Here is a 22,089-nt window from a genome sequence, read left to right on the forward strand (position 1 = left end):
TCCCGCTGTGCCTGCCGGGGGCCGGTGCTCAGGGGCGATCGGCGGCGGGGGCCGTGCGGGGTGCCGGGCCGTCGCCGGTGCCGATGCGCGCGCCCCGGCTGACCGCGATGCGGAGCACGTCGCCCAGGCACTCCACCGCCCGTGTGAGCGCGAAGCGCAGGGCGTGTTCGCCGGCCTCGCTGTCGGCGAGCACGGCTCTTGCGCCGGTGCGGACCTGCTCGCCTGAGTCCAGCTGTGCCGCCTCCAGATCGTCGGCGAGCCGGGACAGCCTGCTCTGCGCACTGTCGGTACTCAGGTAGCAGGGCCTGCCCTCCGGGGTCGTCCAGGGCAGCAGCCGCAGCGGGGCGTTCACGCGTGCGCCGGGGTGAGCCCGCAGCGACACCCGGGCACGGCGGGTGCCGCTCGATGCCGGCCCCGGGCGGGCAACAGCAGGCGCAACAGCAACTCGCAGAGTTTCGTACCGAGTCGACTCATGGCTGAACTCCTTGGGGCAGAGGGCCGTTGACGAGCGGTGATTACCGTTCGTGTCTCCATCGTCACTGCCCGGTCGTACGCTGCGGAAGGGTGCGCCCGTTGTCTGGGCGCCCAGGCAACGGTGAGGGGTGACGTGGACGAACGCGTTGACGTTGAGCGGGAGTCAGGGCGAATTGGCCTTGGCCGGACGCTGCGATTCCTGCGGGAGAAGGCGGGCAAGACGCTGGCGCAGCTGGCCGCGGAGACCTCGTACGACAAGAGCTACCTGTACCGCCTGGAGACCGGGGAACGGCTCTCGAAGCGGGCGGTCATGGAGGACCTGGACGCTCACTACGGGTCCGGTGACCTGCTGGTTCGCTTGTGGCGGGACGCGCGCAAGGACGTCATCAAGGACAAGTACAAGGCGTTCATGGAGCTGGAGGCGACGGCGAGCGTCATGTGGAAGTTTCAGCTTGCGGTGCCTGGCCTGTTGCAGACCGAGGGCTATGCCCGGGCGGTGTTGTCAGGGTTGTCTGGCGCTCAGGCAACGGCTGGCAACGGCGACTACATCGAGGAACAGGTGGCCGCGCGCATGGGGCGGCAGGAATTGCTGTACCGCCAACCGGCGCCATGTGTCCGTGTGATTCTGGACGAGGGAGCGCTACGACGGCCCGTTCGTGACGCGCAGGTGTGGGCGGACCAACTGTCTCGTCTTGTCGAAGTGGGAGAACTGCCGTCAGTCGCGCTGCAGGTGCTGCCTTTCACTGCTGGCGTGCACGACCTCATGGGCAGTCACCTGACCTTGATGTGGCAGCGGGTCGGGGATCCTGTTGCGTACGTGGAAGGCAACAGGATCGGTGAACTGATCGACGATCCGGACAAGGTCCTGGCTTTCCGCTTGTCCTACGATCTGGTCAGGGACGCGGCGCTGACTCCGGCGGAGTCGATGGCGTTCATCAAACGCCTGTTGGAGGAGTGCAGATGTTGAACCGAACGCCCGATTTGAACAGTGCTGCCTGGCGCAAGTCGTCGTACAGCGACGGGGGTGACACGAACTGCGTCGAGGTGGCCGACGGTCACCCCGGCCTCGTACCCGTCCGCGACAGCAAGGTCCCGGACGGCCCCGTGGTCGTGTTCGGCGCCGACTCGTGGACGGCGTTCGTGAGCGCGACAGCGTGACCCCTGACCTCAGCACCGCTGCCTGGCGCAAGTCTTCGTACAGCGACGGGGGAGGTACGAACTGCGTCGAGGTGGCTGACGGTCACCCCGGCCTCGTGCCCGTGCGCGACAGCAAGGCCCCGGCAGCCCAGCCGCTCGTCTTCTCGGTGCAGTCCTGGTCCGCGTTCACGCGGGGCGTCAAGCGTGGGGTGGGTGTGTACACCGGCGAGTGACGCGGGCGGGAAACGCGGACGGGGAGGCGGGCGGTCGGGCCAGGGTGCTGCCATGGCAGAGATCATCAGCACAGACCCCACGGCTGCGGAGCCGGTGCGCGCGCAATCCGTGCTGGGGCGGTGAGCGCGACTATGGTCGTGAATACGACGCGTCGAAGGAGGACACCGATCATGGCTGCCCACGCTGCGGAACCCGATCCGGTGCTCCCCCCCATGCCCGAGCGGACCCCGAAAGCGCTGCGCAGGGCCCTCGCCGAGGACGCTCCCCACCTCCTCCCCGACTTCGACAGGCACTGGAAGTGGGCGATCGCGGACACGTACGACCTTGGTCCCGTGCCCGCGTTCATGGCTCGCTGGTGGATCGAGTTCGCGATCGCACGTGATCCGAAGCTCGATGCCTACCTGCACGACCTGGAACAGCGGGCGGCTGAGGCCACTGACATCGCCGAGGCCAAGGCCCTCCTCGAAGAGGCATCGAGAATCAGGCACGAAGCTCTGCGGGCGGAGCCCGGCGAGTGACCGACGAGTTCATGGGGCCGCCTTGGCAGATGGACTGGCGGCTTGATGCCCTCGCCGTCCGTGATGCGCTGCCCGAGCATGTGCGCAAGATGGTTGACGAGGCTCGTGCCGAGTTGGTCACCGCGAAGGACCCCTACTTCCGAGGCATCGACACCGGCGCGGATCTGCCTGAAGGCATGGCCGTCGAGCCGGCACGGTCCAGCCTGCCAAAGGGCGTTCGCACGTTCTTTTTCGACCATGGAAACGGCTGGCTCACCTACACCTTCGTATCCCGCGCAGAAGACCCGCAAATTATCGTGGAGCAGGTCTTCTGGCAGTGAACGTTCGGCCGGGTGGGCCGGGGATCAGGGAGGAGGACTCCCTGATCAAGCCCGGCACGGGCAGGGTGACGTCCGGGCAGTCCCCGGTCAGTCGCCGTCCGGCATGGGCGGCGGAGTCGGGGCGCCCGGCAGGCGGATCGTCGCGATCGTGCCGCCGCCGGGGGCCGGGCTCAACGCCACGTCGCCACCCGACTGCTGGACCGTACGGGCCACGATGGACAGGCCGAGGCCCGAGCCGGGGAGTGCGCGGGCGCTCGGGGAACGCCAGAAGCGGTCGAAGACGTGGGGGAGTTCGTCGGCGGGGATACCGGGGCCGTGGTCCCGTACGGTCAGCTCGCCGGCCTTGAGCGTGACGTCGATCGCGCCGCCCTCGGGGCTGAACTTCACCGCGTTGTCGAGGATGTTGACGATGGCCCGCTCCAGCGCGGTGGGCTCCGCCCGGACGAACCACGGGTGTACGTCCGCCGTGATCGTCAGCTCCGGACCGCGCAGCCGGGCCCGGCGCAGGGCCGACTCCACGGTGTCCTGCAACGCGACCACCTGCACCCGGTCGGCCGGCGTTCCCGCGTCCGACCGCGACAGCGTCTGCAGGTCGCCGATGAGCGCGGCCAGCTCGGTCATCTGCGCCTTCACCGACGCGAGCAGTGCCTTGCGGTCCGCCGGGGGGATGGGCCGGCCCGTCTCCTCACTGCGCGTGAGCAGCTCGATGTTCGTACGGAGGGAGGTGAGGGGGGTGCGCAGCTCGTGACCGGCGTCCGCGATGAGCTGCTGCTGCAGCTCACGGGAGTTGGCGAGCGACGCGGTCATCGAGTTGAAGGACCGGGAGAGCCGGGCGATCTCGTCCTCGCTCTCCTCCTCGACGGGGATGCGGACGGAGAGGTCCTCGGTACGGGCCACGTGCTCGACGGCCTCGGTGAGTTTGTCGACCGGACGCAGACCGGCACGGGCCACGCCGAGACCGGCGACGCCGGCACCGACCACACCGATGCCGGAGACGACGAGGAGCAGCAGAGCCAGTTCGTCGAGGGTGGACTTGGTGCTCTCCAGCGGATAGGCGATGACCAGCGCGGTGTTGTCGACCAGCGACCGTCCGGGACCGGCGACGACCACGGGCACGGTCAGCACACGGACGGGCTTCCCCTCGCTGTCGGTGCCGTTGCGGTACACCGCGGTGTCGGAGGTGGGGTTCTCGGCCACCTTCGTGTCGTCGTCGGTGACCCGCACCACGCCCGCCGACCTGTCCAGGGCGCACGGCGTGCCGTCCGCCTTGACCAGCTGGAGGTAGTAGTCGGACGGCGGGCCGAAGGTGTTCTGGCGGGAGGGAGAGGAGTCGCAGTCGCCCAGCACCGAGTTGATGGTGCCGATCTCGACCGGGCTGTTGACGCCGCGCAGGTCGCTGTCCACCTCGTCGTACAGCTTCCCCTGCACGATGAACCAGCACGTCACCGACACCGCCGCCACCGCGAACGCCACCGCCGCCGCCACCAGGAGCGACAGCCGGGCCCGGATCGGCAGCGAGGTGAACCGGCGTACGAGCCTCTTCACTCCGCCCCGCCCGACCGCAGTACGTATCCCACGCCCCGCACGGTGTGCACGAGACGCGGCTCGCCGCCCGCCTCCGTCTTGCGGCGGAGGTACATCACGTACACGTCCAGGGAGTTGGACGACGGCTCGAAGTCGAAGCCCCAGACCGCCTTCAGGATCTGCTCCCGCGTGAGGACCTGGCGCGGATGGGCCAGGAACATCTCCAGCAGGGTGAACTCCGTGCGCGTCAGCTCGACGGGCCGCCCGGCCCGCGTGACCTCACGGGTCGCGAGGTCCATGCGCAGGTCGCCGAAGGTCAGCGCGTCGTCCGCCGGGACACCGACCGCGGCAGCCGCGTACGAACTGCGCCGCAGCAGCGCCCGTACCCGCGCGAACAGCTCGTCCAGTTCGAACGGCTTGACCAGGTAGTCGTCGGCGCCCGCGTCGAGCCCGGTGACCCGGTCGCCGACCGTGTCGCGGGCGGTCAGCATGAGGATCGGCGTCGTCGTGCCCGCGCCGCGCATCCGGCGGGCGGCGGTCAGGCCGTCCATCCGCGGCATCTGGATGTCGAGGACGACCAGGTCGGGCTGGTACGCGATGGACTTCTCCAGCGCGTCCGCGCCGTCGACGGCCACCTCCGTGCCGTACCCCTCGAAGGCGAGACTGCGTTGCAGTGCTTCGCGCACGGCCGGCTCGTCGTCGACGATCAGGATGCGCTGGGGTTCACGGTCGCCTTCGGCGGGGCTCATCGCGGTCAGTTCCTCGGGTGCGGTGGGACGTGGTCGGGGCGCTTTCAGCCTCGCACGTTTCAGGGCTGTTCTCGTAGAGCCGCCCGCGGGGCCGGGGATCAGCCCCGTACGGTACGGCGGGTGCGGGCCGCGGCGCCGCCCCGGCGGGCGGAGCCGCGCGGAGCCCTCGCCGTGGCCATCTCGGGCGCGCGGGGCGCCGGCGCGTGCAGCTCGTGGGCCACCGCGAGGGCCAGGGCGAACCCGGCCGGGTCGGAAGGACCGGCGCCCGCGAGGGTGTGGGACACGGTCTTGATCTGCATCTGCATGACGACCTCCGGGGTCTGCTCGGGCGGCTCGGGGATGGGGCCGGATCAGGGTCGGCTCAGCTGTCGGAGCCGCCGGACCGCAGCGAGGCCAGGTCGGCCTTGACGGTGTTGACCGGGATGGCGAAGCCGAGGCCGACGCTGCCGGCGGTCGACGAGGACGAGGAGTCCGTGGCGGCCGAGTACATCGCGGAGTTGATGCCGATGATGTTGCCGTTCATGTCGATCAGCGCGCCGCCGGAGTTGCCCGGGTTGAGGGACGCGTCGGTCTGGAGGGCCTTGTACGTCGTCGTGGACGAACCGGTGTCGCCGTTGAACTCCTGGCCGCCGAACTCGAACGGCCACTGCTCGCTGCCGCCACCACTGCCGCCGCCCTGCTGCTGCTGTTGCTGCTGGCCCTGGCTCTCGTCCGTGGAGACGGTGACGTCCCGGTCGAGCGCGGAGACGATACCGCTGGTGACGGTGCCGGTCAGGCCCTCGGGGGAGCCGATCGCCACGACCTCGTCGCCGACCTTGACGGCGTCGGAGTCGCCGAGCGTCGCGGGGGTGAGACCCGACGGCGCGTCCTCCAGCTTGATCAGCGCGAGGTCCTTCTTGCTGTCGGTGCCGACGACGCTCGCGGTGTACGACTTGCCGTTGCTCAGCTGCACCTTGATCTGGGAGGCGCCGGAGATCACGTGGTTGTTGGTGATGATCTCGCCGCCGGTCGTGACGACCACACCGGAACCGGTGGAGGAGCCCGCGTTCGAGGTCGCGCTGATCTCGACGATGCTCGGGCTGACCGCCTCGGCCACCCCGGCGACCGTGCCCTTCTTGCTCGCGGTCACGACGCTGGTGCTGGTCGCGCTGCCGGCCGCGGTGTCGTTGCCGGTCAGCTCCTGGAAGGCGTACGCGGTACCGCCGCCCACGGCCGCGGCGGCTATCGCCACGGCGGCGAGCAGGGCCAGCGGGCCCTTGGCGCGCTTGCGGGGGGCGGCGGGCGCGGAGGAGACGGGCTCCGTGAGGAGAGCGGTGGGAGCGCCGCCCTGCGCGGTCGGGGCCGTGCCCGGAGCCGGCTGGTACGCCGGCGGGGGCGGCCACTCCGGGTTCACGGAGGAGGCGTGCTGCTGTTGGTGCGACTGCTCGTACGGCTGTCCTGAGTACGCGGACTGCTGCTGGTCGCCCTGGGGGTACTCGCCGCTGCGGCGGAAGCTCTCGGTCATGAGTAAGACTCTGTCGCCCGACCATGAGAGCTCCCTGAGTGCTCCCTGAGAAGCCCGACAGAACCTCGTATGCCCGATATAAAGCCGCCGGCTTCGCCGCGTGGGCGCGACCGGCTGCTTTTAGGGGCGCGGGGAACTGCGCGACCAGCCACGACGCACCCGCAGCCGAAAGACGACCCATCCCGCGGAGCTAGCTACCCACAGCCGCAGGACCGCCGCACCACCAAAGAAGACGGGAACAACTTCAACCGCTCCCGCCGAGCCCCGGCGACCCGAAGCCCGTCATCGAGAACGAGATCAACCGCCGCCCGAGCCATCGCGGACCGATCACTCGCGATAGTGGTCAGCGGCGGATCGGTCAACGCCGCTTCCTTGATGTCGTCGAACCCGGCGACAGCCAACTCCCCCGGCACATCGATCCGCAGCTCCCGAGCAGCCCGCAGCAACCCGATCGCCTGGTCGTCCGTGGAACAGAAGATCGCCGGCGGCCGATCGGGCCCGGCCAGCAGCCGGAGCCCCACCTGATACGCGTCGTACCGGTTGTAGAGCGCCTCGAAGAGGCGACCCTCCGTCGAGCGCCCCGCCTCGTGCATCGCCCGCCGCCACCCCTCGACGTGGTCGGAGACCGGGTCACCGACCGTGGGGGTCTCCGCGACACCGCCGAGACAGGCCACGTACTCGTACCCGTGCTCAAGGAGGTGCTGCGTGGCGAGATGCGCCCCGCCCACGTCGTCCGTGACGACCGCGACGTCGTCGATCGCCTCGGGCCGCTCGTGCAGCAGCACCACCCGGGCGTCCCACGCCTCGATCTCGGCGGCGGCCAGATCGTTCAGCGCGTGGCTGACGAGGATGAGCCCCGAGACCCGCATACCGAGAAAGGCCCGCAGATAGTGGACCTCGCGCTCGCCGACGTAGTCGGAGTTGCCGACGAGCACCATTTTTCCGCGCTCGGACGCGGCCTGTTCGACCGCGTGAGCCATCTCCCCGAAGAAGGGCTGGCGCGCGTCCGGCACGATCAGGCCTATGAGGTCGGTACGCCGCGACGCCATGGCCTGGGCGACCCGGTCCGGGCGGTAACTCAGCTCCTTGATGGCGGCGAGTACACGCTCGCGCGTGGCCGGGGCAACCGGCCGGGGTCCGTTGTTGATGACATAGCTGACGACGGCGGTGGAGGTACCCGCCAGTCGTGCCACATCATCCCGAGTCACCTTGGCCACGCGCGGAGTCTACGCGGATGGACCTACCGCGGGGCAGGTCGTACGGCTTCTTCCTGCACCTTCGCCGGGGCCTTCGCCGAGGCCTCCGCGGCACCGGCCGCGTCGAGGTGCGCCGTCTCGTCCGCATCCTCCGGCTTTGGCTGTGCGGCCTTGGCCTTCGCCTCTCCCCCACTCTCGGCTTCGCTCGACCGGGAGGTGCCCCCAGCCGCCCGGTCCACCTTCTCCGGAGTAACGAATCGATAACCGACGTTCCGGACGGTACCGATCAAGGACTCGTGCTCGGGGCCGAGCTTCGCGCGCAGCCGTCGTACGTGCACGTCGACGGTCCGCGTACCGCCGAAGTAGTCGTAGCCCCAGACCTCCTGCAGCAGCTGGGCGCGGGTGAAGACGCGGCCAGGGTGCTGGGCGAGGTACTTCAGGAGCTCGAACTCCTTGAAGGTCAGGTCGAGGACCCGGCCCTTGAGCTTGGCGCTGTAGGTGGCCTCGTCCACGGAGAGGTCGCCGTTGCGGATCTCCATGGGGGAGTCGTCGTTGACGATCTGCTGGCGGCCCATGGCCAGCCGCAGCCGCGCCTCGACCTCCGCCGGACCGGCGGTGTCGAGCAGCACGTCGTCGATGCCCCAGTCGGCGGTGACGGCCGCGAGGCCGCCCTCCGTCACGACGAGGACGAGTGGACAGCCGGGCCCGGTGGAGCGCAGCAGCTGACAGAGGCTGCGGACCTGCGGGAGGTCACGGCGGCCGTCGATGAGAATGACATCGGCACCTGGGGTGTCGACGAGAGCGGGCCCCTCCGCCGGAGCCACGCGCACGTTGTGCAGCAGCAGGCCGAGGGCGGGAAGCACCTCCGTCGACGGCTGAAGGGCATTGGTAAGGAGCAGCAGAGAACTCATCGCACCCCACCTGCCTGGGTCGTCCTACGGTCACGCACGGTTCGCTCGCCCATAACGTCTGGTTCCTCCTCGGTCCCTGCGAGGACGTTTTCGGCACTGCTCAACGTCGTATACAGCGTTCGTATACAACGCTCCAGAAAGCGCAAAAGGACCCGGGGGCTTCGCTGCCCGAGTCCTCTGCCCAGGAGAATAGCCCACATGAGCCAAGGTCCGGCAGGTCATGTGACGCGATCTTTCATTCGTCCAGAACCTGAGACGGCGGGTGGATGTACGGAAAGTGCTTCGGAAGGAGCTTCGCGAGGGGCGCTGAGAAAGTTTCTGCGCACCGCCGACGGGGTGACGATCGACGCCGCGTACGAGCCCGGAAAGAACACATCGGACACGTCCGGCACATCCGGCGCATCCGGTGGACCCGACGCGACCGAACCCGGAACCGGCCTGGTCATCGTGGTGGCGCACGGGTTCACGGGCGACCTGGCACGCCCGCACGTCCGGCGGGCGGCGAAGGCCTTCGCGCAGTACGCGGCCGTGCTCACCTTCTCCTTCCGCGGGCACGGTGCCTCCGGCGGACGCTCCACGGTCGGCGACCGCGAGGTGCTCGACCTGGCGGCGGCGGTGGAGTGGGCGAGAGAACTCGGTCACACCCGGGTGGCCACCGTCGGATTCTCCATGGGCGGCTCGGTGGTGCTCCGGCACGCGGCTCTGCACGCCAGGAGCGATCAGGAGCACGAGGGGCGCACGGGAGCGCATTCGGACGCGGTGGTTTCGGTCAGTGCACCCGCCCGCTGGTACTACCGGGGTACGGCCCCTATGCGGCGCCTGCACTGGCTGGTAACCCGTCCGGTGGGCCGCGCGGTCGGCCGCTACGGTCTGCGAACCCGTATCTATCACCGTGAATGGGACCCGGTCCCTTCCTCCCCGGTGGAATCGGTCCCTCTCATCGCCCCCACGCCCCTCCTGATCGTCCACGGCGACCAGGACGGCTACTTTCCCGTGGACCATCCGCGGATGCTGGCCGCCGCGTCCGGCGGCCACGCGGACCTGTGGCTGGAGCGCGGCATGGGCCACGCCGAGAACGCGGCGGACGACGAACTCCTGTTCCGCATCGGGGAATGGGCCGCGGCGCACGCGGGCTAGCCTGACGGGGTCCGCCACCCGCTTCTCTTCCACTGCTGACCAAAGATTGACCAAAGACCGACCGAAGACCGAAGATCGAGGAACCAGATGGCACAGGGCACAGTGCGTTACTGGGCCGCCGCCAAGGCCGCGGCAGGCGTCGCCGAGGAGCCGTACGAGGCGGAGACCCTCGCGCAGGCGCTGGACGCGGCACGCGAGCGACACTCCGGCGAACTCGCCCAGGTCCTGCGGCGATGCTCGTTCCTCATCGACGGCGATCCCGTGGGTACCCGCGGACATGAGACGGTACGGCTGGCCGAGGGCGGCACGGTCGAGGTGCTCCCGCCGTTCGCAGGAGGGTGACGGGACGATGAGCGATCAGCCGTACGAGGGACCTTACGAGGGCCCGTACCAGGGGCAGGGCCCGTACCAGGGACAGGGTCAGGACCCGGGGCAGGGTCAGGGTCAGGTTCCCTACGAGGGATACGACCCGTACCAGCAGCAGGCGCCGCAGGCCGGGTGGCCCGGTCAGCAGCAGTACGACGAGGCCGCCGCGCAGCAGCAGTACACCCAGCAGTGGGAGGGCCAGACCTGGGAGACCCAGATCCAGCCCCAGCCCACCGTGCGGCCGGCCGCACCCGCCGCTCCGGCCGCGGACACGGCGTATCTGCCGCAACAGGGTCCGGCGGAGGCGCCGTACGGGGCGTACCAGCCGCCGTACGGGACTCAGGCCGGGGCTCAGTACGGGGTGGTCGGGCAGCCGATGCCGAGTCAGCAGGCTCCGGTCGGCGGAAACCCGGTGCCTACGCCCGTGCCCACGCCCACGCCCGCGCCCGCCGACGGCGAGGCCGGCTACGGTCCGGCGACCGTCACCGGCAACACCCGGATCACCGCCGCCCAGCGCGCCCGTGCCGAGGGACGCTCGCCGATCATCGAGCCCGGCGGACAGCCGGCCGTGCTGACGGGGGTCCTCGGACTGCTGCTCGCCGGCGCGGCGGCGGTCGGGCAGTACGCGCTGGTCGTACCGCTGGTGATCCTGCAGGCGGTGACCGCGGCGGGCTGGTTCCGGCTCAACGGGATGTGGCCCGCACGGCAGGGCATCGCGCTCGCCTTCGCGGGTGCGCTCACCGCGGACGTGGCCCTGCTCGCGGCCGGGCGGGAGAACGCCGCCGCCGCGATCCTCGGCACGCTCGGCGTCTGGGTCCTGCTGACCCTGGTCCTCCAGTTGCGCAGCCACGCCGGAGCGGACGAGCGGATGCTCGGTCTGATGGCCACGGTCGTCTCGGCGGCGCTGGCGATCATCGCCACGGGGTATCTGGCGGCGGAGCCCGACGCGGTGGTCGTGGGCGGCGTGGCGGTCGCCGCGGCGCTGCTGGCGCGGGCACTGCCGTTGCCGACGGCGGCGTCGGTGGTGGTGGCGTTGCTCGCGGCGGCGGGGGCGGGGGTCGCCCTGGGCGGGCTGACGGATCTCGGCACGGGTGGGGCGGTGCTAGGGGCGGGCGCCGGCCTCTGCGCCCTGGTCGGGCACCGGGTCGCCAGCTACGACTATCCGTCGAAGTTCGTGCACTTCACGGCGGGGGTCGCACTGCCGCTCGCCGCGGCGGCCCCGGCGGTGTATCTGCTGGGCCGCGCGCTGATCTGACGCTGATCTGACTCGGGGGCCAGCCCTCGAACCCCCGGTCCTCAAACGCCGGACGGGCTGGTTTTTCAGCCCGTCCGGCGTTTGAGGACGAGCGCGAAGCGCGATACGGGGGGCGAGGGGGCGCAGCCCCCATGCAGTGACGGGAAGGGTAGGGGCGGCGGGGGCGAGGAAAAACGCCTGATCACGCCCACCCCCTGTCACAGGTGATCGACAACAAATCGGTCCCCCCGGCCGCAGACCACCCCACGGGGTTACCCTCGCGCACAGAAGACCGCCAAGGTGGGGGAACACGGAGACAATGCGAGCACTGCGAATACTTCTGATCGTGACCATCGTCCTGGGCGGCCTCTTCGTCATCGCCGACCGCGTAGCCGTCGGCTTCGCCGAGGACGAGGCGGCGGACCGCCTGAAGACCAACGAGGGCCTGTCCAGCACCCCGGACGTCTCGATCAAGGGCTTCCCCTTCCTCACCCAGGTGGTCGGCGGCGAACTGGACGAGGTGCAGGTCGGCATCAAGGACTACGAGGCCGACACGAGCGGCGCGACGAACGGCACGGACGCCGACGTGCCCGCCAAGATCCGCATCGACAACCTCACCGCCCAGATGCGGGGCGTCGCGTTCTCCGGCGACTACAGCTCCGCGAAGGCGGCGACCGCCACCGGCACGGCCACGATCTCGTACGCCGAGCTCCTCAAGGCGGCCAAGGCCGAGCCCGTGGACGTCGCTGCCGGGGTCACCGCCCAGGTGGTCGGCCTCTCCGACGGCGGCAACGGCAAGATCAAGGTCGAGGTGGAGGCCACCGTGCTCGGCACGAAGCTGCCCCGCCCGGTCTCCGTGCTCAGCTCGGTCAGCGTCAAGGGCGACAACGTCGTGGTGAACGCGGACTCCCTCCCCAACCTGGGCGTGCAGCTCGCCGAGGACAAGGTCCGCCTGATCACCGACTTCCAGCAGAAGATCGACGGTCTGCCGGGCGGCATCAAGCTCGACAAGGTCGAGGCGGCCGCCAAGGGCGTCGACATCGACGTCAAGGGTTCGGACGTCAGCCTCGTCGGGTAGTAGCCAAGGCACCCGCTGCCGCACCGCCGCCGTACCCGTGCCGTACCCATGCCGTACGGGTCGCCGTCGACCGTCCGAAAGGCGAGACGGACCCGTCCGCACAGCAGATCCCCGGGCGGCGGGACACGGGCCGCGTGGGCAGTGAAGGCCCAGAGGGCGCGCGGGGGCAGACCGCGCGCCCCTCGCATCCCACATCGCGGACGATCGCGTCTCAGCATGCGACACGCCGGTGACATGTCCGGCTTTCCGTCCCTACGATCGACGGCATGACGCAACAGGCGGACCTCACGAAGCGGCGGGCAGTAGACCTGTGCCGCGTCGCCGCCATGCTCTGTCGCACCTTCTGAGCGGAAGCCTTCGTCCTTCCGCGAGCCGGGCCCTTCGACCTCTCTTGTCGGGGCCGCCCCCGCGCCGCGTACGCCCGAGCGGTCACGACCGCCGAGCGCGTACCGCAGCCGCACCCCTCACTGACGCACCGCCCCGCCGTAACTGCCCCGGAGGAGAACGAGCATGAGCCGCAGTGACGTCCTGGTAGACGCCGACTGGGTCCAGGAGCACCTGGACGACCCGAACGTGGCCGTCGTCGAGGTCGACGAGGACACGTCCGCGTACGAGAAGAACCACATCAGGAACGCCATCCGGATCGACTGGACCAAGGACCTCCAGGACCCGGTCCGCCGTGACTTCGTCGACCAGGAGGGCTTCGAGAAGCTCCTCTCCGGCAAGGGCATCGCGAACGACACCCTGGTCGTCCTCTACGGCGGCAACAACAACTGGTTCGCGTCCTACGCCTACTGGTACTTCAAGCTCTACGGCCACGACAACGTCAAGCTCCTCGACGGCGGCCGCAAGAAGTGGGAGCTCGACTCCCGCGACCTGGTCGACGGCTCGCAGGTCCCCGAGCGCGCCACGACCGACTACAGGGCCAAGCCGCAGAACACCGCGATCCGCGCCTTCCGTGACGACGTGGTCTCCGCGATCGGTTCGCAGAACCTGGTCGACGTGCGCTCGCCCGACGAGTTCAGCGGCAAGCTGCTCGCGCCGGCCCACCTGCCGCAGGAGCAGTCGCAGCGTCCGGGCCACGTCCCGTCCGCCCGCAACATCCCGTGGTCGAAGAACGCCAACGACGACGGCACCTTCAAGTCGGACGACGAGCTCAAGGAGCTCTACGTCGACGAGCAGGTCGATCTCGCCAAGGACACCATCGCGTACTGCCGCATCGGTGAGCGTTCCGCGCTCACCTGGTTCGTGCTGCACGAGCTGCTCGGCGTCGAGAACGTCAAGAACTACGACGGCTCGTGGACCGAGTACGGCTCCCTCGTCGGTGTGCCGATCGAGCTCGGCGCCAACAAGTAACCCTCACGGCCACAAGGACTCAAGGACGGAAACGAAACATGTGTGGAGCGAAGGCCGGCGGCCCCGACGCCTCGACGATCAAGCCCGGTGAGACCACCATCCAGGGTCACGTGACCAAGGACGGCGAGCCGGTGGTGGGCTATGTCCGCCTGCTGGACTCGACGGGTGAGTTCACCGCCGAGGTTCCGACCTCGGCGACCGGACAGTTCCGGTTCTACGCGGCCGAGGGCACCTGGACCGTTCGCGCCCTCGTTCCCGGCGGCACGGCCGACCGTACGGTCGTCGCGCAGACGGGCGGTCTGGCCGAAGTGGCCATCGCCGTCTGAACCACTTGAACCGTCCGGCGGTTCGCACCGTATGAACGGCCGAAGGGCCGCACCCCCGGGGGTTGGACGCTTTCCGGTACGGGGTGTGGCCCTTCGGCTTGCCCGGAACCGGCTTACTCTGGACATATGTATGCGCGAAGGCGGCACGTCTACTTCGCCATGATGGGGACGTGCATCGGACTGTTCGTACTGGCCTGGGGAGTCGTGCGGCTCTGGTCGGTCCCCGTGGCCGTCGGCATGTGCGTCGTGGCGATGGTGATCCCGCCGCTCGCCGCGATGACGGCCAACCGGCGGGGCCCCGACGACCGCTGGTGGGACGACCCCTCGGGCGACGACAAGTCCGACGAGTGGTGGGACGAGCTGGACGGCAGGAAACGCCGGCGGTAGCCGCTAGGCAGGGCTCAGTGGTTCAGTAGACGAGCGCCTGGGTGTCGTCGGCCAGGGCCTCCTGCACGAAGACCTGCGCGCCCGCGATCCGTACGCCGTCGATGACGTCCTTCTCGGAGATGTCCCGGCGCGCCGCGCACTGCGTGCAGAGGGTGAGACGGCCGGCGGCCAGGATCGAGTCGAGCAGGTCGGGCAGCGGGGCCGCGTGCGGGAGCTCGAACTCGGCGGCGCGGCCGGGCAGCGCGAACCACGCGGACTCCCCGGTGAGCCAGAGCGAGACGTCCACCCCGCTGGCCACGGCGACCGCCGCCACCGTGAAGGCCTGCGAGCAGCGTTCGGGGGCGTCGGCCCCTGCCGTCACCTTGATCACGAGCTTCTTCGCCATGGCCGAATCGTAATCAACTCCTCTGCAACCCAAAGCATTGGCCATGGGTCTCCTGTGCGCGCGGATACGGAATCCGCGTTTCGCGTTCTGTGGGGGACGACGTCTTGGAAGTACCTGAAAGACCTGAAGCACCTGAAGTGACTGGGGCACCTGCAGTTACTGCAGTAACTGCAGTAACTGAAGTGACGGAGCCGGTTCCTGCGGTGGCGCGGGTGCGCTGGCGCGGACGTACGACGCTCCTGATCGCCACGGCCGCCGTGCTCGGGACGATCACCGGCACCTGCGTCGGATACCTGGTCCAGGCCGACCGCGAGCCCACCAGGCTGCCGTCGCTCTCGCAGCCGGTCCTCGCGCAGGCGAAGGGCAAGGGTCCCGAGCCGCTGTCGGCCGGGCAGGACCGCGGGGTGAAGGCCGAGGGGGACCTGCGCAAGCTGCTGGTCGAGCGGCCGAAGGGGGCCCGGGACGGCGCCTACACGACCGGCGACGAGGGCGAATGGCTGACGCTCGCCGAGTACTCGGACCGGTACACCGAGCCCGACACCGTCTTCCGCGATCTCGTCAGCGATGAGTTCCGGCGGGCGGTCGTCACCAGCTGGAGCGAGAGCGGCACACGCGCCGTCGAGGTCCGGCTGGTGCAGTACCGCCAGGAGGAGAATCCCGCCGCGGCCGGTTACGCCGAGAGCCAGCGCTACTGGGCCGAGGAGCTGGGCGCCAACCACAGCTGGTCCATCCCCGGTACGGGGGACGGCATGGCGTACGTCCATGACGAGCCCCAGCAGAAGGCGGGCTACCAGCCGCTGTACTCGGCCCAGGCACACGCCTGGCGTGGCGACATCGCCATGGAGGTCTGGATCTACGACACGAAGCCGGTCCCCAAGAAGGCGATCATGGACCTGGCCGAGCGGCAGATGGAGCGGCTGTGACCAAGAACCCCGACACGGTGCCGCCTGCGCCCGCGCAAGCGCCTGCACCCGAGGCTGAGCCCGAGTCCACACCTGACCCCGCCCCCGACCCTGGCCGCGAGGCCGGGGCGGAGGCCGCCGCTCCGTCCGCGGCCGAGCCCGACGTTCGGACCATGGCCGAGGCCGTGGGCGCGTCCGAGCCCGAGGTCGCGGCTGTGGAGGTGCCTGCGCCGCGTGTTCGGCGTTTGCGGTGGGGGCGGGTCGGCGTCGGTGTCGCCTGTGGTGCGCTGCTCACCGCCGTCGTCGGCGGCGTCGGCTTCACCGCGGTGGCCGTCGACGGCGCCGACCGCGACGCGGGCGCCCCGGTGTGGCGTTTCCCGAAGAAGACGGCGGACGACGGGCAGCCGAAGCAGGCGGCGGACGGCGGTAAGACCGGCCTCGCGGCCCTGCTGGTGCCCTACGGGACCGACCCGGACGGCGACGGCTTCCACCGCGGCCCGGACATGGAGGAGTTCGGCTCCGACTCCGAGTTCAGTGGCCGCCAGGCCACCGAACTGCGCAAACAGTCGATCCGCGACCTGCCCCGCTCCCAGCGGCTGCGCCTGGAGAAGCAGATCGACAAGCAGCACATCCAGGGCATGGCGATGCGCAGCTACATCAGCCCGTCCGACAGCCTCGACTACGACGGCAAGGTCTTCACGGTCGACGTCGTGCTGTCCCAGATGGACAAGAAGACCGTGCGCGACCTCGCCACGTTCCAGAGCGAGTTCCTCAACGCACTGGAGATCTTCCGCAAGGGCCCGAAGATCGAGGGCCACAAGAACGCCCAGTGCTTCCTGCCGCCGAAGGACGCCGACGAGAAGCTCGACCTGATGGTCTGCTCCGCGTACAAGGGCGACGTGATGGTCAGCGTCAGCGCGTACGGGGTCAAGCCACTGAACACCAAGGGGGTCGCGGTGTTCCTGCGCGAGCAACTCGACCGCATCGCCGAGCCGGGGGAGGCGGTATGACCGAGCAGATCGAACACCAGGCGCCCACGCGGCCCGCGCCCGAAGCGCCGCCCGCGCCCGAGGCCCCGCCCATTCCCGAGGCCCGGCCCACTCTCCCTCCGCTCCCCCTCCAGCCGCCACCCCCGCTTCCCTCTCCGCCCGCGGCCAAGGCGAAGAAGGACCGTCGCGTGCTGCGCGCGGCCCTGCGCTGGACCGCAGCCGTCGTGGTCTTCGCGGCGGTCGGTACGGCATCCGCGTACGGCGTCACGCGGATGGACCGCACCGACGTACCCGGCCTGGCGACCGCGTCGGACGGGCGCTGGGACTACCCGGAGATCAGCCGGCCGCCACTGCCCGCCGGCAGCCCGGGCCCCTCCGACGAGTCGAACAGGGCCGGCGCCCACTACGCCGACCTGCGCGAACTCGTACTCCCCGCCCCGAAGGGCGCGAAGGCCGACACCGCGCTGCGCGGCGAGGACGGCTGGCTCCCGACGAAGACCTTCCTGGCGGAGTACGTCAAGGGCGACCGGGAGCCCTTCGGACAGTTGCTCACCGACAACGGCCTGCGGCACATCGCGGCGCGCGGCTGGACCACGCAGGACGGCACGCGCACCCGGATCTACCTGCTGCAGTTCTCCACGGCCGTCGTCGTGGACGAACTGTTCGTCGGCAAGCTCACCACGTACGACACCCTGCGGTACGAGTTGCGCGGGAGCCCGGAGATGGCCGGTGACGACGACGGGTTCCCGACCGGCTCCGAGGTCGACGGCGTCGAACGCGTCATCGGCGACGAGGCGAAGCCCTACGGCACCGAGCACGTACGGCAGGCGTACCTCGGGGCGAACGACACCGTCGCCGTGATCGTGCAGTCCCGGAAGGGCACCGCGAGGACGGTCCCGTTCCAGCAGACCGTGGTCCTGCAGAGCCAGCTGCTGGGCTGACCGGCGGCCCTCGGAGAGAGAGCCGGTCCCCACCCGTCTAGAGTGGGGACCGGCTCTGTACTGCCCACCACCGCGTCACCCGAGGAGCACCCCGTGCTTGAGTACTTCTTCGAAGCTCTGCTGATCCTGGTCTGTGTCGGCGTCCTCGCCTTCACCGGGCTCGCCGTGAAGAAGCTGTACCAGGGCCAGCGCTGACCCCCATCAAGGAACTGCCGACCTCATGATCGAGATCCCGTCCGACCTGCACAAGGACCTCGTCCCCCTCGTCTTCCTGCTCGGTGAGTGGACCGGCGCGGGCGTCCACGACTTCCCCGGCGCCGAGAAGTGCAACTTCGGCCAGGAGGTCAGCTTCACCCACGACGGCCGGGACTTCCTCGAATACCACTCGCACACCTGGGTCCTCGACTCCGAGGGCAACAAGGTGCGCCCGCTGGAGTCCGAGTCGGGCTTCTGGCGCATCGACAAGGACCGCAAGGTCGAGGTCGTGATGGTCCGCGACGACGGTGTGGTGGAGATCTGGTACGGCGACCTGGCCGCCAAGAAGCCGCAGATCGACCTGGTCACGGACGCGGTGGCGCGGACGGCCGCCTCGGGCCCGTACAACGGCGGCAAGCGTCTGTACGGCTATGTGAAGAGCGACCTCATGTGGGTCGGCGAGAAGCAGACCCCCGAGGTCCCGCTCCGCCCGTACATGTCGGCGCAGCTCAAGAAGGTCGTCAGCCCCGACGACGTGGAGCGCTGGGCGAAGGCCCTCCCGGACGACATGCCGGACGACGGCATCGCTTTCTTCAAGTAGTCCTAGACTTCCGGTGTGGTGAGCACTGGAAGCAGCACCGAAGGCACGGGCGCGGACACGACGGGTACGGGCGCCGACTGGAAGAGCGATCTGCGGCAGCGTGGCTATCGGCTCACGCCTCAGCGGCAGCTCGTGCTCGAAGCGGTGGACACCCTGGAGCACGCGACTCCCGACGACATCCTCGTGGAAGTGCGGAAGACGGCGTCGGGGGTCAACATCTCCACGGTGTACCGGACGCTGGAGCTCCTGGAGGAGCTCAAGCTGGTCTCGCACGCGCATCTGGGGCACGGCGCGCCCACGTACCACCTCGCGGACCGGCACCATCACATCCATCTGGTCTGCCGCGACTGCACGAACGTCATCGAGGCGGACATCGAGATCGCCGCCGACTTCACGGCCAAGCTGCGCGATACCTTCGGCTTCGTCACCGACATGAAGCACTTCGCGATCTTCGGCCGCTGCGAGGAGTGCGCGGCGAAGCCCGGCACGGACACCGGCACAGGCACCGGCACAGGCACCGGCACCGCCGGGAAATAAAATCGGCTGCCACTCGGTCGTAGGCTGTGTGGATATGAAGAGCCCTCTGCTGTCCCTGCCCGGTGCCGTTCCCGCCGAGGGAGTGGACGAAGGCGTAGCCGCCCATTACGGCGACCTGTTCCGCGAGCAGCGTGCCCTCGCCGACGGCACCGGTTTCGTGGACCTCTCGCACCGCGGGGTGGTCGCCGTCACCGGTTCGGACCGGCTCAGCTGGCTGCACCTGCTGCTCACCCAGCACGTCAGCGATCTCCCGGCCGGCCGGGCCACCGAGGCGCTGATCCTGTCCGCGCACGGCCATGTCGAGCACGCGCTGTACCTCGTCGACGACGGGACGACGACCTGGGCGCACGTCGAGCCCGGCACGCAGGACGCGCTGATCGCGTACCTGGAGTCGATGAAGTTCTTCTACCGGGTCGAGGTCACCGACCGCACGGGCGATCTCGCGGTCGTGCATCTGCCCGCCGGTTCCATCGCCGAGGTCCCCGAGGACGTCGTCGTCCGCGAGACGTCGTACGGGCGGGATGTGTTCCTCCCGCGCGCGGAACTGGAGGCGTTCGCCGAGGACGCGGGTGAGGACGCCGTCAAGCACGGGCCCGCCGTCGGGCTGCTCGCCTACGAGGCCCTGCGCGTCGAGCAGCACCGGCCGCGGCTCGGCTTCGAGACCGACCACCGCACCATTCCGCACGAGCTGGGCTGGATCGGCAGCGCGGTGCACCTGCAGAAGGGCTGCTACCGCGGCCAGGAGACCGTCGCCCGCGTCCAGAACCTGGGCAAGCCGCCGCGCAGGCTCGTCTTCCTGCACCTGGACGGCAGCGAGGTCCATCTGCCGCCGCACGGCACGGAACTGCGCCTCGCGGACGAGGGTGCGGAGGGCCGCAAGATCGGTTTCATCACGACGTCCGTACGCCATCACGAGCTGGGCCCGATCGCCCTGGCCCTCGTCAAGCGGAACGTGCCCCTCGACGCCCGGCTGACGGCCGACGAGACGGCCGCCGCCCAGGAGGTCGTGGTCGAGCCGTAAGCCCCGGGGCAGTCTCCCCACGAGCCCCGTACGAGCCCCGTACGAGCCCCGTACGAGCCCTCGGAGCCCGGGGCTCACATGCCGATCACATGTCGATCAGTACGGTGAACGGGCCGTCGTTGGTCAGTGAGACGCGCATCTTCGCGCCGAACCTGCCCGTGGCCACCGTCGCGCCCAGCGACCGGAGTTGGGCCACGACCTCGTCCACGAGGGGCTCCGCCACATCGCCGGGGGCCGCCGCGTTCCAGGTGGGGCGCCGGCCCTTGCGGGCGTCCCCGTAGAGGGTGAACTGGCTGATGACGAGGAGCGGCGCGTCGATGTCGGAGCACGACCTCTCGTCGGCCAGCATCCGTACGGACCAGAGTTTGCGGGCCAGTTGGGCCGCCTTCTCCTTCGTGTCCTCGTGGGTCACCCCGACGAGGACGCACAGTCCCTCGCCGTCGATCTCCCCGACCGTCTCACCGTCCACGACGACGCTCGCGCCGTCCACCCTCTGCACCACCGCACGCATGCGGTCCATCATGCCGTGCGTCCGGCCGACGTCGGAACGCGCACCGAACGGCCGCCGGCGGCAGCGCCACGACCTCCGTACGGGGTGTTTCTTATTGATGCTTAACCGGCCATCTGGGGCCGATCGGGGGCACTCGGTCACATAGCGGCCACTTGGGGTGGCACGATGCTCACACGCGCCGGTCGAGGGGACGGTTGAGGCACATGAGCACACCGAGTACGGGGCAGTCACCCGGGTTCGTTTCGCTGGTCCGGGGGGAGCCGCCGGGGTCGCCGACGTCGATCCAGACGGTACGTCCGCCCACCCAGCGAACGGACAGTCCGATGCCGGAGCCCGCTCCCCCCGCACCCGAACTGGGCGTCCTGCTCCTGCCCGAACTGCGCGGCCTGCGCAGGGACGCACAGCGGGACGAGGCCGATCTGAGTTACGTACGGCGGCTGTTGCAGGGGCGGATCGACATCCTGCGGGCCGAGGTGGGACGGCGTACGGAATCGCCCCGGGAGGGCCGGGCCGACGGCCACGGGGCTCCTGCCGTCGGGGAGGCGTCGGTCGTCGCGCGGCTGTCGGAGATCCTGACGGACGGCCCCGCCAGACACCGCTCGTCGGCGCGGCACGTGACCGTGGGGACGCCGTACAGCGAGGAGTACCGGCTGCTGGCCGCCGAGATGCTCTCCGAGGTCGAACTGTCCGACCTGGAGGCGCGTACGGATCTGGAGCTGAGCACCGCGATGGGGCGGCTCGTGCGGTACGAGCAGCAGGTCTCGCGGCGGCGGCAGCAGTTGCAGCGGACGGCCGACGACTGCAGCGCGGAGATCGCCCGCAGATACCGCGAGGGCGAGGCCCAGGTCGACGACCTGCTCATGTAGCCGGCGCCGGCCGGCCTCGCGTGTGGCGCGGGCGGGCGTGTGGCGTGGGCGTGTGTGAGGCGCGGGCGGGCGTGTGGGAGTCGGCCGCACCCGGCTCCCGTGCCCCGGACACCGGCTCCTGGGTGCGGCTCGTGGCGCTGGGCCGGGTCCGGGAAGAACGAGCGGGCGCCGCCCTGGTGGCCGACGCCCCGCTGCGTACGTCCGGGCGACCGTGGTGCCCGGACCTCTTCTGGTTCCCTTGCCTGTTCCGCCCTCCGTTCCGGCTGTCGGCTCTCTGTTCCGTTCCGGTCGTGCTGTTCATCCGTAGCGATTCAGTTGTTCTGCCGTTGTGCCGCCGTGCTTCCGCGGGCGGTGGCGCTGTCCGCGGTGGTGCGGGCCGACCGGGCTCCCGGCTCCCCTCCGGAAGGGAACCCGGTCGGCCGGACTGGCCGGGCGGTGAGGCCCGGTCAGCCGGACTGGGCGAGCAGCATCACGAGGATCACGGCCCCGATGCCGCCGATCATTGAGTTCTTGGCCTTGATACCGATGGCGAGGGCGACGAAGGCGACGACGCCCATCCCTCCGTACTTCACCTGGAGCAGCTGCTCCAGGCCGATGGCGAGGGCGGCGACGACGATGGCGATGAGCGGCATACGGTCCCTCCTTCGGGACGGGGAGACGGACCCCCGCTGGGACCGATCCACCCTGGTC

At 70.0% G+C, this 22,089-nt stretch carries 30 protein-coding genes; 20 read left to right on the forward strand and 10 right to left on the reverse strand.

The window, feature by feature from the left end:
• Nucleotides 1–28: 28 nt before the first annotated feature.
• Entirely contained in the window at nt 29–352 is a 324-nt protein-coding gene (locus ACH4DZ_RS25370; protein WP_398289612.1) for a hypothetical protein, read from the reverse strand.
• A gap of 255 nt (nt 353–607) precedes the next feature.
• Between ACH4DZ_RS25370 and ACH4DZ_RS25375 the strand changes: the two genes are divergently transcribed.
• The 5 genes from ACH4DZ_RS25375 (at nt 608) to ACH4DZ_RS25395 (ending at nt 2,683) form a co-directional block, all read left to right on the forward strand.
• On the forward strand, nt 608–1,441 hold the full coding sequence (locus tag ACH4DZ_RS25375; RefSeq protein ID WP_398289613.1) for a helix-turn-helix domain-containing protein: 834 nt from the start codon (nt 608–610) through the stop codon (nt 1,439–1,441).
• Complete coding sequence (locus ACH4DZ_RS25380; RefSeq protein ID WP_398289614.1) at nt 1,435–1,632, forward strand: DUF397 domain-containing protein; 198 nt, start codon at nt 1,435–1,437, stop codon at nt 1,630–1,632. The genes ACH4DZ_RS25375 and ACH4DZ_RS25380 overlap by 7 nt, the downstream gene beginning before the upstream one ends.
• Nucleotides 1,629–1,844: a DUF397 domain-containing protein gene (locus ACH4DZ_RS25385; protein ID WP_398289615.1), complete on the forward strand. Its 216-nt coding sequence runs from the start codon at nt 1,629–1,631 to the stop codon at nt 1,842–1,844. The genes ACH4DZ_RS25380 and ACH4DZ_RS25385 overlap by 4 nt, the downstream gene beginning before the upstream one ends.
• 171 nt (nt 1,845–2,015) lie before the next feature.
• Nucleotides 2,016–2,363 carry a DUF6247 family protein gene (locus ACH4DZ_RS25390; protein WP_398289616.1) on the forward strand — a complete coding sequence of 116 codons (348 nt, stop codon included), beginning with the start codon at nt 2,016–2,018 and terminating at the stop codon, nt 2,361–2,363.
• Complete coding sequence (locus tag ACH4DZ_RS25395) at nt 2,360–2,683, forward strand: hypothetical protein (protein ID WP_398289617.1); 324 nt, start codon at nt 2,360–2,362, stop codon at nt 2,681–2,683. Before ACH4DZ_RS25390 ends, ACH4DZ_RS25395 begins: the two co-directional genes overlap by 4 nt.
• A gap of 87 nt (nt 2,684–2,770) precedes the next feature.
• Here ACH4DZ_RS25395 and ACH4DZ_RS25400 read toward each other — a convergent pair whose 3' ends face one another.
• The 6 genes from ACH4DZ_RS25400 to ACH4DZ_RS25425 all read right to left on the reverse strand — a co-directional run bounded on the left by ACH4DZ_RS25400 (nt 2,771) and on the right by ACH4DZ_RS25425 (nt 8,567).
• Nucleotides 2,771–4,228 carry a sensor histidine kinase gene (locus ACH4DZ_RS25400; protein ID WP_398289618.1) on the reverse strand — a complete coding sequence of 486 codons (1,458 nt, stop codon included), beginning with the start codon at nt 4,226–4,228 and terminating at the stop codon, nt 2,771–2,773.
• Nucleotides 4,225–4,956 carry a response regulator transcription factor gene (locus ACH4DZ_RS25405; RefSeq protein ID WP_398289619.1) on the reverse strand — a complete coding sequence of 244 codons (732 nt, stop codon included), beginning with the start codon at nt 4,954–4,956 and terminating at the stop codon, nt 4,225–4,227. Before ACH4DZ_RS25405 ends, ACH4DZ_RS25400 begins: the two co-directional genes overlap by 4 nt.
• Nucleotides 4,957–5,054: 98 nt before the next feature.
• Complete coding sequence (locus ACH4DZ_RS25410; RefSeq protein ID WP_398289620.1) at nt 5,055–5,261, reverse strand: hypothetical protein; 207 nt, start codon at nt 5,259–5,261, stop codon at nt 5,055–5,057.
• 56 nt (nt 5,262–5,317) lie between these two features.
• Nucleotides 5,318–6,460 (reverse strand): S1C family serine protease, encoded by a 1,143-nt coding sequence (locus ACH4DZ_RS25415; RefSeq protein WP_398289621.1) that lies wholly within the window; start codon nt 6,458–6,460, stop codon nt 5,318–5,320.
• 194 nt (nt 6,461–6,654) lie between these two features.
• On the reverse strand, nt 6,655–7,677 hold the full coding sequence (locus ACH4DZ_RS25420; protein ID WP_398289622.1) for a LacI family DNA-binding transcriptional regulator: 1,023 nt from the start codon (nt 7,675–7,677) through the stop codon (nt 6,655–6,657).
• Between the two features lie 23 nt (nt 7,678–7,700).
• On the reverse strand, nt 7,701–8,567 hold the full coding sequence (locus ACH4DZ_RS25425) for a winged-helix domain-containing protein (RefSeq protein WP_398289623.1): 867 nt from the start codon (nt 8,565–8,567) through the stop codon (nt 7,701–7,703).
• A 198-nt stretch (nt 8,568–8,765) separates the two neighbouring features.
• On the opposite strand from ACH4DZ_RS25425, the gene ACH4DZ_RS25430 reads away from it, so the two are divergent.
• From ACH4DZ_RS25430 to ACH4DZ_RS25465, 8 genes are all read left to right on the forward strand, one after another.
• The gene (locus ACH4DZ_RS25430; RefSeq protein WP_398289624.1) at nt 8,766–9,704 is read left to right on the forward strand and encodes an alpha/beta hydrolase family protein; all 939 of its coding nucleotides are present in this window, start codon (nt 8,766–8,768) and stop codon (nt 9,702–9,704) included.
• A gap of 87 nt (nt 9,705–9,791) precedes the next feature.
• Entirely contained in the window at nt 9,792–10,046 is a 255-nt protein-coding gene (locus ACH4DZ_RS25435) for a MoaD/ThiS family protein (protein ID WP_398289625.1), read from the forward strand.
• 7 nt (nt 10,047–10,053) lie between these two features.
• Nucleotides 10,054–11,325, forward strand: a complete 1,272-nt coding sequence (locus ACH4DZ_RS25440) for a hypothetical protein (protein WP_398289626.1) — start codon at nt 10,054–10,056, stop codon at nt 11,323–11,325.
• A gap of 298 nt (nt 11,326–11,623) precedes the next feature.
• Complete coding sequence (locus tag ACH4DZ_RS25445; protein ID WP_398289627.1) at nt 11,624–12,382, forward strand: DUF2993 domain-containing protein; 759 nt, start codon at nt 11,624–11,626, stop codon at nt 12,380–12,382.
• A gap of 266 nt (nt 12,383–12,648) precedes the next feature.
• Nucleotides 12,649–12,729 carry an Ms5788A family Cys-rich leader peptide gene (locus tag ACH4DZ_RS25450; RefSeq protein WP_356537092.1) on the forward strand — a complete coding sequence of 27 codons (81 nt, stop codon included), beginning with the start codon at nt 12,649–12,651 and terminating at the stop codon, nt 12,727–12,729.
• Nucleotides 12,730–12,892: 163 nt separating this feature from the next.
• Nucleotides 12,893–13,738 (forward strand): sulfurtransferase, encoded by an 846-nt coding sequence (locus ACH4DZ_RS25455; protein ID WP_398289628.1) that lies wholly within the window; start codon nt 12,893–12,895, stop codon nt 13,736–13,738.
• Nucleotides 13,739–13,776: 38 nt separating this feature from the next.
• A complete protein-coding gene (locus tag ACH4DZ_RS25460; RefSeq protein WP_055513194.1) occupies nt 13,777–14,064 on the forward strand; it encodes a DUF1416 domain-containing protein in 288 nt (95 codons plus the stop codon).
• Between the two features lie 126 nt (nt 14,065–14,190).
• Nucleotides 14,191–14,451 carry a DUF3099 domain-containing protein gene (locus ACH4DZ_RS25465; RefSeq protein WP_398289629.1) on the forward strand — a complete coding sequence of 87 codons (261 nt, stop codon included), beginning with the start codon at nt 14,191–14,193 and terminating at the stop codon, nt 14,449–14,451.
• 22 nt (nt 14,452–14,473) lie between these two features.
• Here ACH4DZ_RS25465 and ACH4DZ_RS25470 read toward each other — a convergent pair whose 3' ends face one another.
• On the reverse strand, nt 14,474–14,836 hold the full coding sequence (locus ACH4DZ_RS25470) for a DsrE family protein (protein ID WP_398289630.1): 363 nt from the start codon (nt 14,834–14,836) through the stop codon (nt 14,474–14,476).
• Between the two features lie 182 nt (nt 14,837–15,018).
• Between ACH4DZ_RS25470 and ACH4DZ_RS25475 the strand changes: the two genes are divergently transcribed.
• From ACH4DZ_RS25475 to ACH4DZ_RS25500, 6 genes are all read left to right on the forward strand, one after another.
• On the forward strand, nt 15,019–15,759 hold the full coding sequence (locus tag ACH4DZ_RS25475) for a hypothetical protein (RefSeq protein ID WP_398289631.1): 741 nt from the start codon (nt 15,019–15,021) through the stop codon (nt 15,757–15,759).
• A complete protein-coding gene (locus tag ACH4DZ_RS25480; protein WP_398289632.1) occupies nt 15,756–16,748 on the forward strand; it encodes a hypothetical protein in 993 nt (330 codons plus the stop codon). The genes ACH4DZ_RS25475 and ACH4DZ_RS25480 overlap by 4 nt, the downstream gene beginning before the upstream one ends.
• The gene (locus ACH4DZ_RS25485) at nt 16,745–17,668 is read left to right on the forward strand and encodes a hypothetical protein (RefSeq protein ID WP_398289633.1); all 924 of its coding nucleotides are present in this window, start codon (nt 16,745–16,747) and stop codon (nt 17,666–17,668) included. Before ACH4DZ_RS25480 ends, ACH4DZ_RS25485 begins: the two co-directional genes overlap by 4 nt.
• 220 nt (nt 17,669–17,888) lie before the next feature.
• A complete protein-coding gene (locus ACH4DZ_RS25490; protein WP_107015264.1) occupies nt 17,889–18,464 on the forward strand; it encodes an FABP family protein in 576 nt (191 codons plus the stop codon).
• Nucleotides 18,465–18,479: 15 nt separating this feature from the next.
• On the forward strand, nt 18,480–19,001 hold the full coding sequence (locus tag ACH4DZ_RS25495) for a Fur family transcriptional regulator (protein WP_398289634.1): 522 nt from the start codon (nt 18,480–18,482) through the stop codon (nt 18,999–19,001).
• A 34-nt stretch (nt 19,002–19,035) separates the two neighbouring features.
• On the forward strand, nt 19,036–20,022 hold the full coding sequence (locus ACH4DZ_RS25500; protein ID WP_398289635.1) for a YgfZ/GcvT domain-containing protein: 987 nt from the start codon (nt 19,036–19,038) through the stop codon (nt 20,020–20,022).
• 85 nt (nt 20,023–20,107) lie between these two features.
• Here the strand turns inward: ACH4DZ_RS25500 and dtd are convergent, their stop codons facing one another.
• On the reverse strand, nt 20,108–20,533 hold the full coding sequence (gene dtd, locus ACH4DZ_RS25505) for a D-aminoacyl-tRNA deacylase (RefSeq protein WP_398289636.1): 426 nt from the start codon (nt 20,531–20,533) through the stop codon (nt 20,108–20,110).
• A 203-nt stretch (nt 20,534–20,736) separates the two neighbouring features.
• Between dtd and ACH4DZ_RS25510 the strand changes: the two genes are divergently transcribed.
• On the forward strand, nt 20,737–21,399 hold the full coding sequence (locus tag ACH4DZ_RS25510; protein WP_398289637.1) for an aerial mycelium formation protein: 663 nt from the start codon (nt 20,737–20,739) through the stop codon (nt 21,397–21,399).
• A gap of 446 nt (nt 21,400–21,845) precedes the next feature.
• On the opposite strand, the gene ACH4DZ_RS25515 is transcribed toward ACH4DZ_RS25510, so the two are convergent.
• On the reverse strand, nt 21,846–22,031 hold the full coding sequence (locus tag ACH4DZ_RS25515; RefSeq protein ID WP_398289638.1) for a hypothetical protein: 186 nt from the start codon (nt 22,029–22,031) through the stop codon (nt 21,846–21,848).
• Between the last annotated feature and the right edge of the window lie 58 nt (nt 22,032–22,089).

Source organism: Streptomyces sp. NPDC017991, from assembly GCF_044328075.1.
GTDB lineage: Bacteria > Actinomycetota > Actinomycetes > Streptomycetales > Streptomycetaceae > Streptomyces.

Excerpts from the sequence above, each read along its gene's own strand:
- ACH4DZ_RS25380 (WP_398289614.1), top strand. The coding sequence starts at position 1,435 with ATGTTGAACCGAACGCCCGATTTGAACAGTGCTGCCTGGCGCAAGTCG.
- ACH4DZ_RS25390 (WP_398289616.1), top strand. The coding sequence starts at position 2,016 with ATGGCTGCCCACGCTGCGGAACCCGATCCGGTGCTCCCCCCCATGCCC.
- ACH4DZ_RS25405 (WP_398289619.1), bottom strand. The coding sequence starts at position 4,956 with ATGAGCCCCGCCGAAGGCGACCGTGAACCCCAGCGCATCCTGATCGTC.
- ACH4DZ_RS25410 (WP_398289620.1), bottom strand. The coding sequence starts at position 5,261 with ATGCAGATGCAGATCAAGACCGTGTCCCACACCCTCGCGGGCGCCGGT.
- ACH4DZ_RS25415 (WP_398289621.1), bottom strand. The coding sequence starts at position 6,460 with ATGACCGAGAGCTTCCGCCGCAGCGGCGAGTACCCCCAGGGCGACCAG.
- ACH4DZ_RS25425 (WP_398289623.1), bottom strand. The coding sequence starts at position 8,567 with ATGAGTTCTCTGCTGCTCCTTACCAATGCCCTTCAGCCGTCGACGGAG.
- ACH4DZ_RS25430 (WP_398289624.1), top strand. The coding sequence starts at position 8,766 with ATGAGCCAAGGTCCGGCAGGTCATGTGACGCGATCTTTCATTCGTCCA.
- ACH4DZ_RS25435 (WP_398289625.1), top strand. The coding sequence starts at position 9,792 with ATGGCACAGGGCACAGTGCGTTACTGGGCCGCCGCCAAGGCCGCGGCA.
- ACH4DZ_RS25440 (WP_398289626.1), top strand. The coding sequence starts at position 10,054 with ATGAGCGATCAGCCGTACGAGGGACCTTACGAGGGCCCGTACCAGGGG.
- ACH4DZ_RS25445 (WP_398289627.1), top strand. The coding sequence starts at position 11,624 with ATGCGAGCACTGCGAATACTTCTGATCGTGACCATCGTCCTGGGCGGC.
- ACH4DZ_RS25450 (WP_356537092.1), top strand. The coding sequence starts at position 12,649 with ATGACGCAACAGGCGGACCTCACGAAGCGGCGGGCAGTAGACCTGTGC.
- ACH4DZ_RS25455 (WP_398289628.1), top strand. The coding sequence starts at position 12,893 with ATGAGCCGCAGTGACGTCCTGGTAGACGCCGACTGGGTCCAGGAGCAC.
- ACH4DZ_RS25460 (WP_055513194.1), top strand. The coding sequence starts at position 13,777 with ATGTGTGGAGCGAAGGCCGGCGGCCCCGACGCCTCGACGATCAAGCCC.
- ACH4DZ_RS25465 (WP_398289629.1), top strand. The coding sequence starts at position 14,191 with ATGTATGCGCGAAGGCGGCACGTCTACTTCGCCATGATGGGGACGTGC.
- ACH4DZ_RS25470 (WP_398289630.1), bottom strand. The coding sequence starts at position 14,836 with ATGGCGAAGAAGCTCGTGATCAAGGTGACGGCAGGGGCCGACGCCCCC.
- ACH4DZ_RS25485 (WP_398289633.1), top strand. The coding sequence starts at position 16,745 with ATGACCGAGCAGATCGAACACCAGGCGCCCACGCGGCCCGCGCCCGAA.
- ACH4DZ_RS25490 (WP_107015264.1), top strand. The coding sequence starts at position 17,889 with ATGATCGAGATCCCGTCCGACCTGCACAAGGACCTCGTCCCCCTCGTC.
- ACH4DZ_RS25500 (WP_398289635.1), top strand. The coding sequence starts at position 19,036 with ATGAAGAGCCCTCTGCTGTCCCTGCCCGGTGCCGTTCCCGCCGAGGGA.
- dtd (WP_398289636.1), bottom strand. The coding sequence starts at position 20,533 with ATGCGTGCGGTGGTGCAGAGGGTGGACGGCGCGAGCGTCGTCGTGGAC.
- ACH4DZ_RS25510 (WP_398289637.1), top strand. The coding sequence starts at position 20,737 with ATGAGCACACCGAGTACGGGGCAGTCACCCGGGTTCGTTTCGCTGGTC.
- ACH4DZ_RS25515 (WP_398289638.1), bottom strand. The coding sequence starts at position 22,031 with ATGCCGCTCATCGCCATCGTCGTCGCCGCCCTCGCCATCGGCCTGGAG.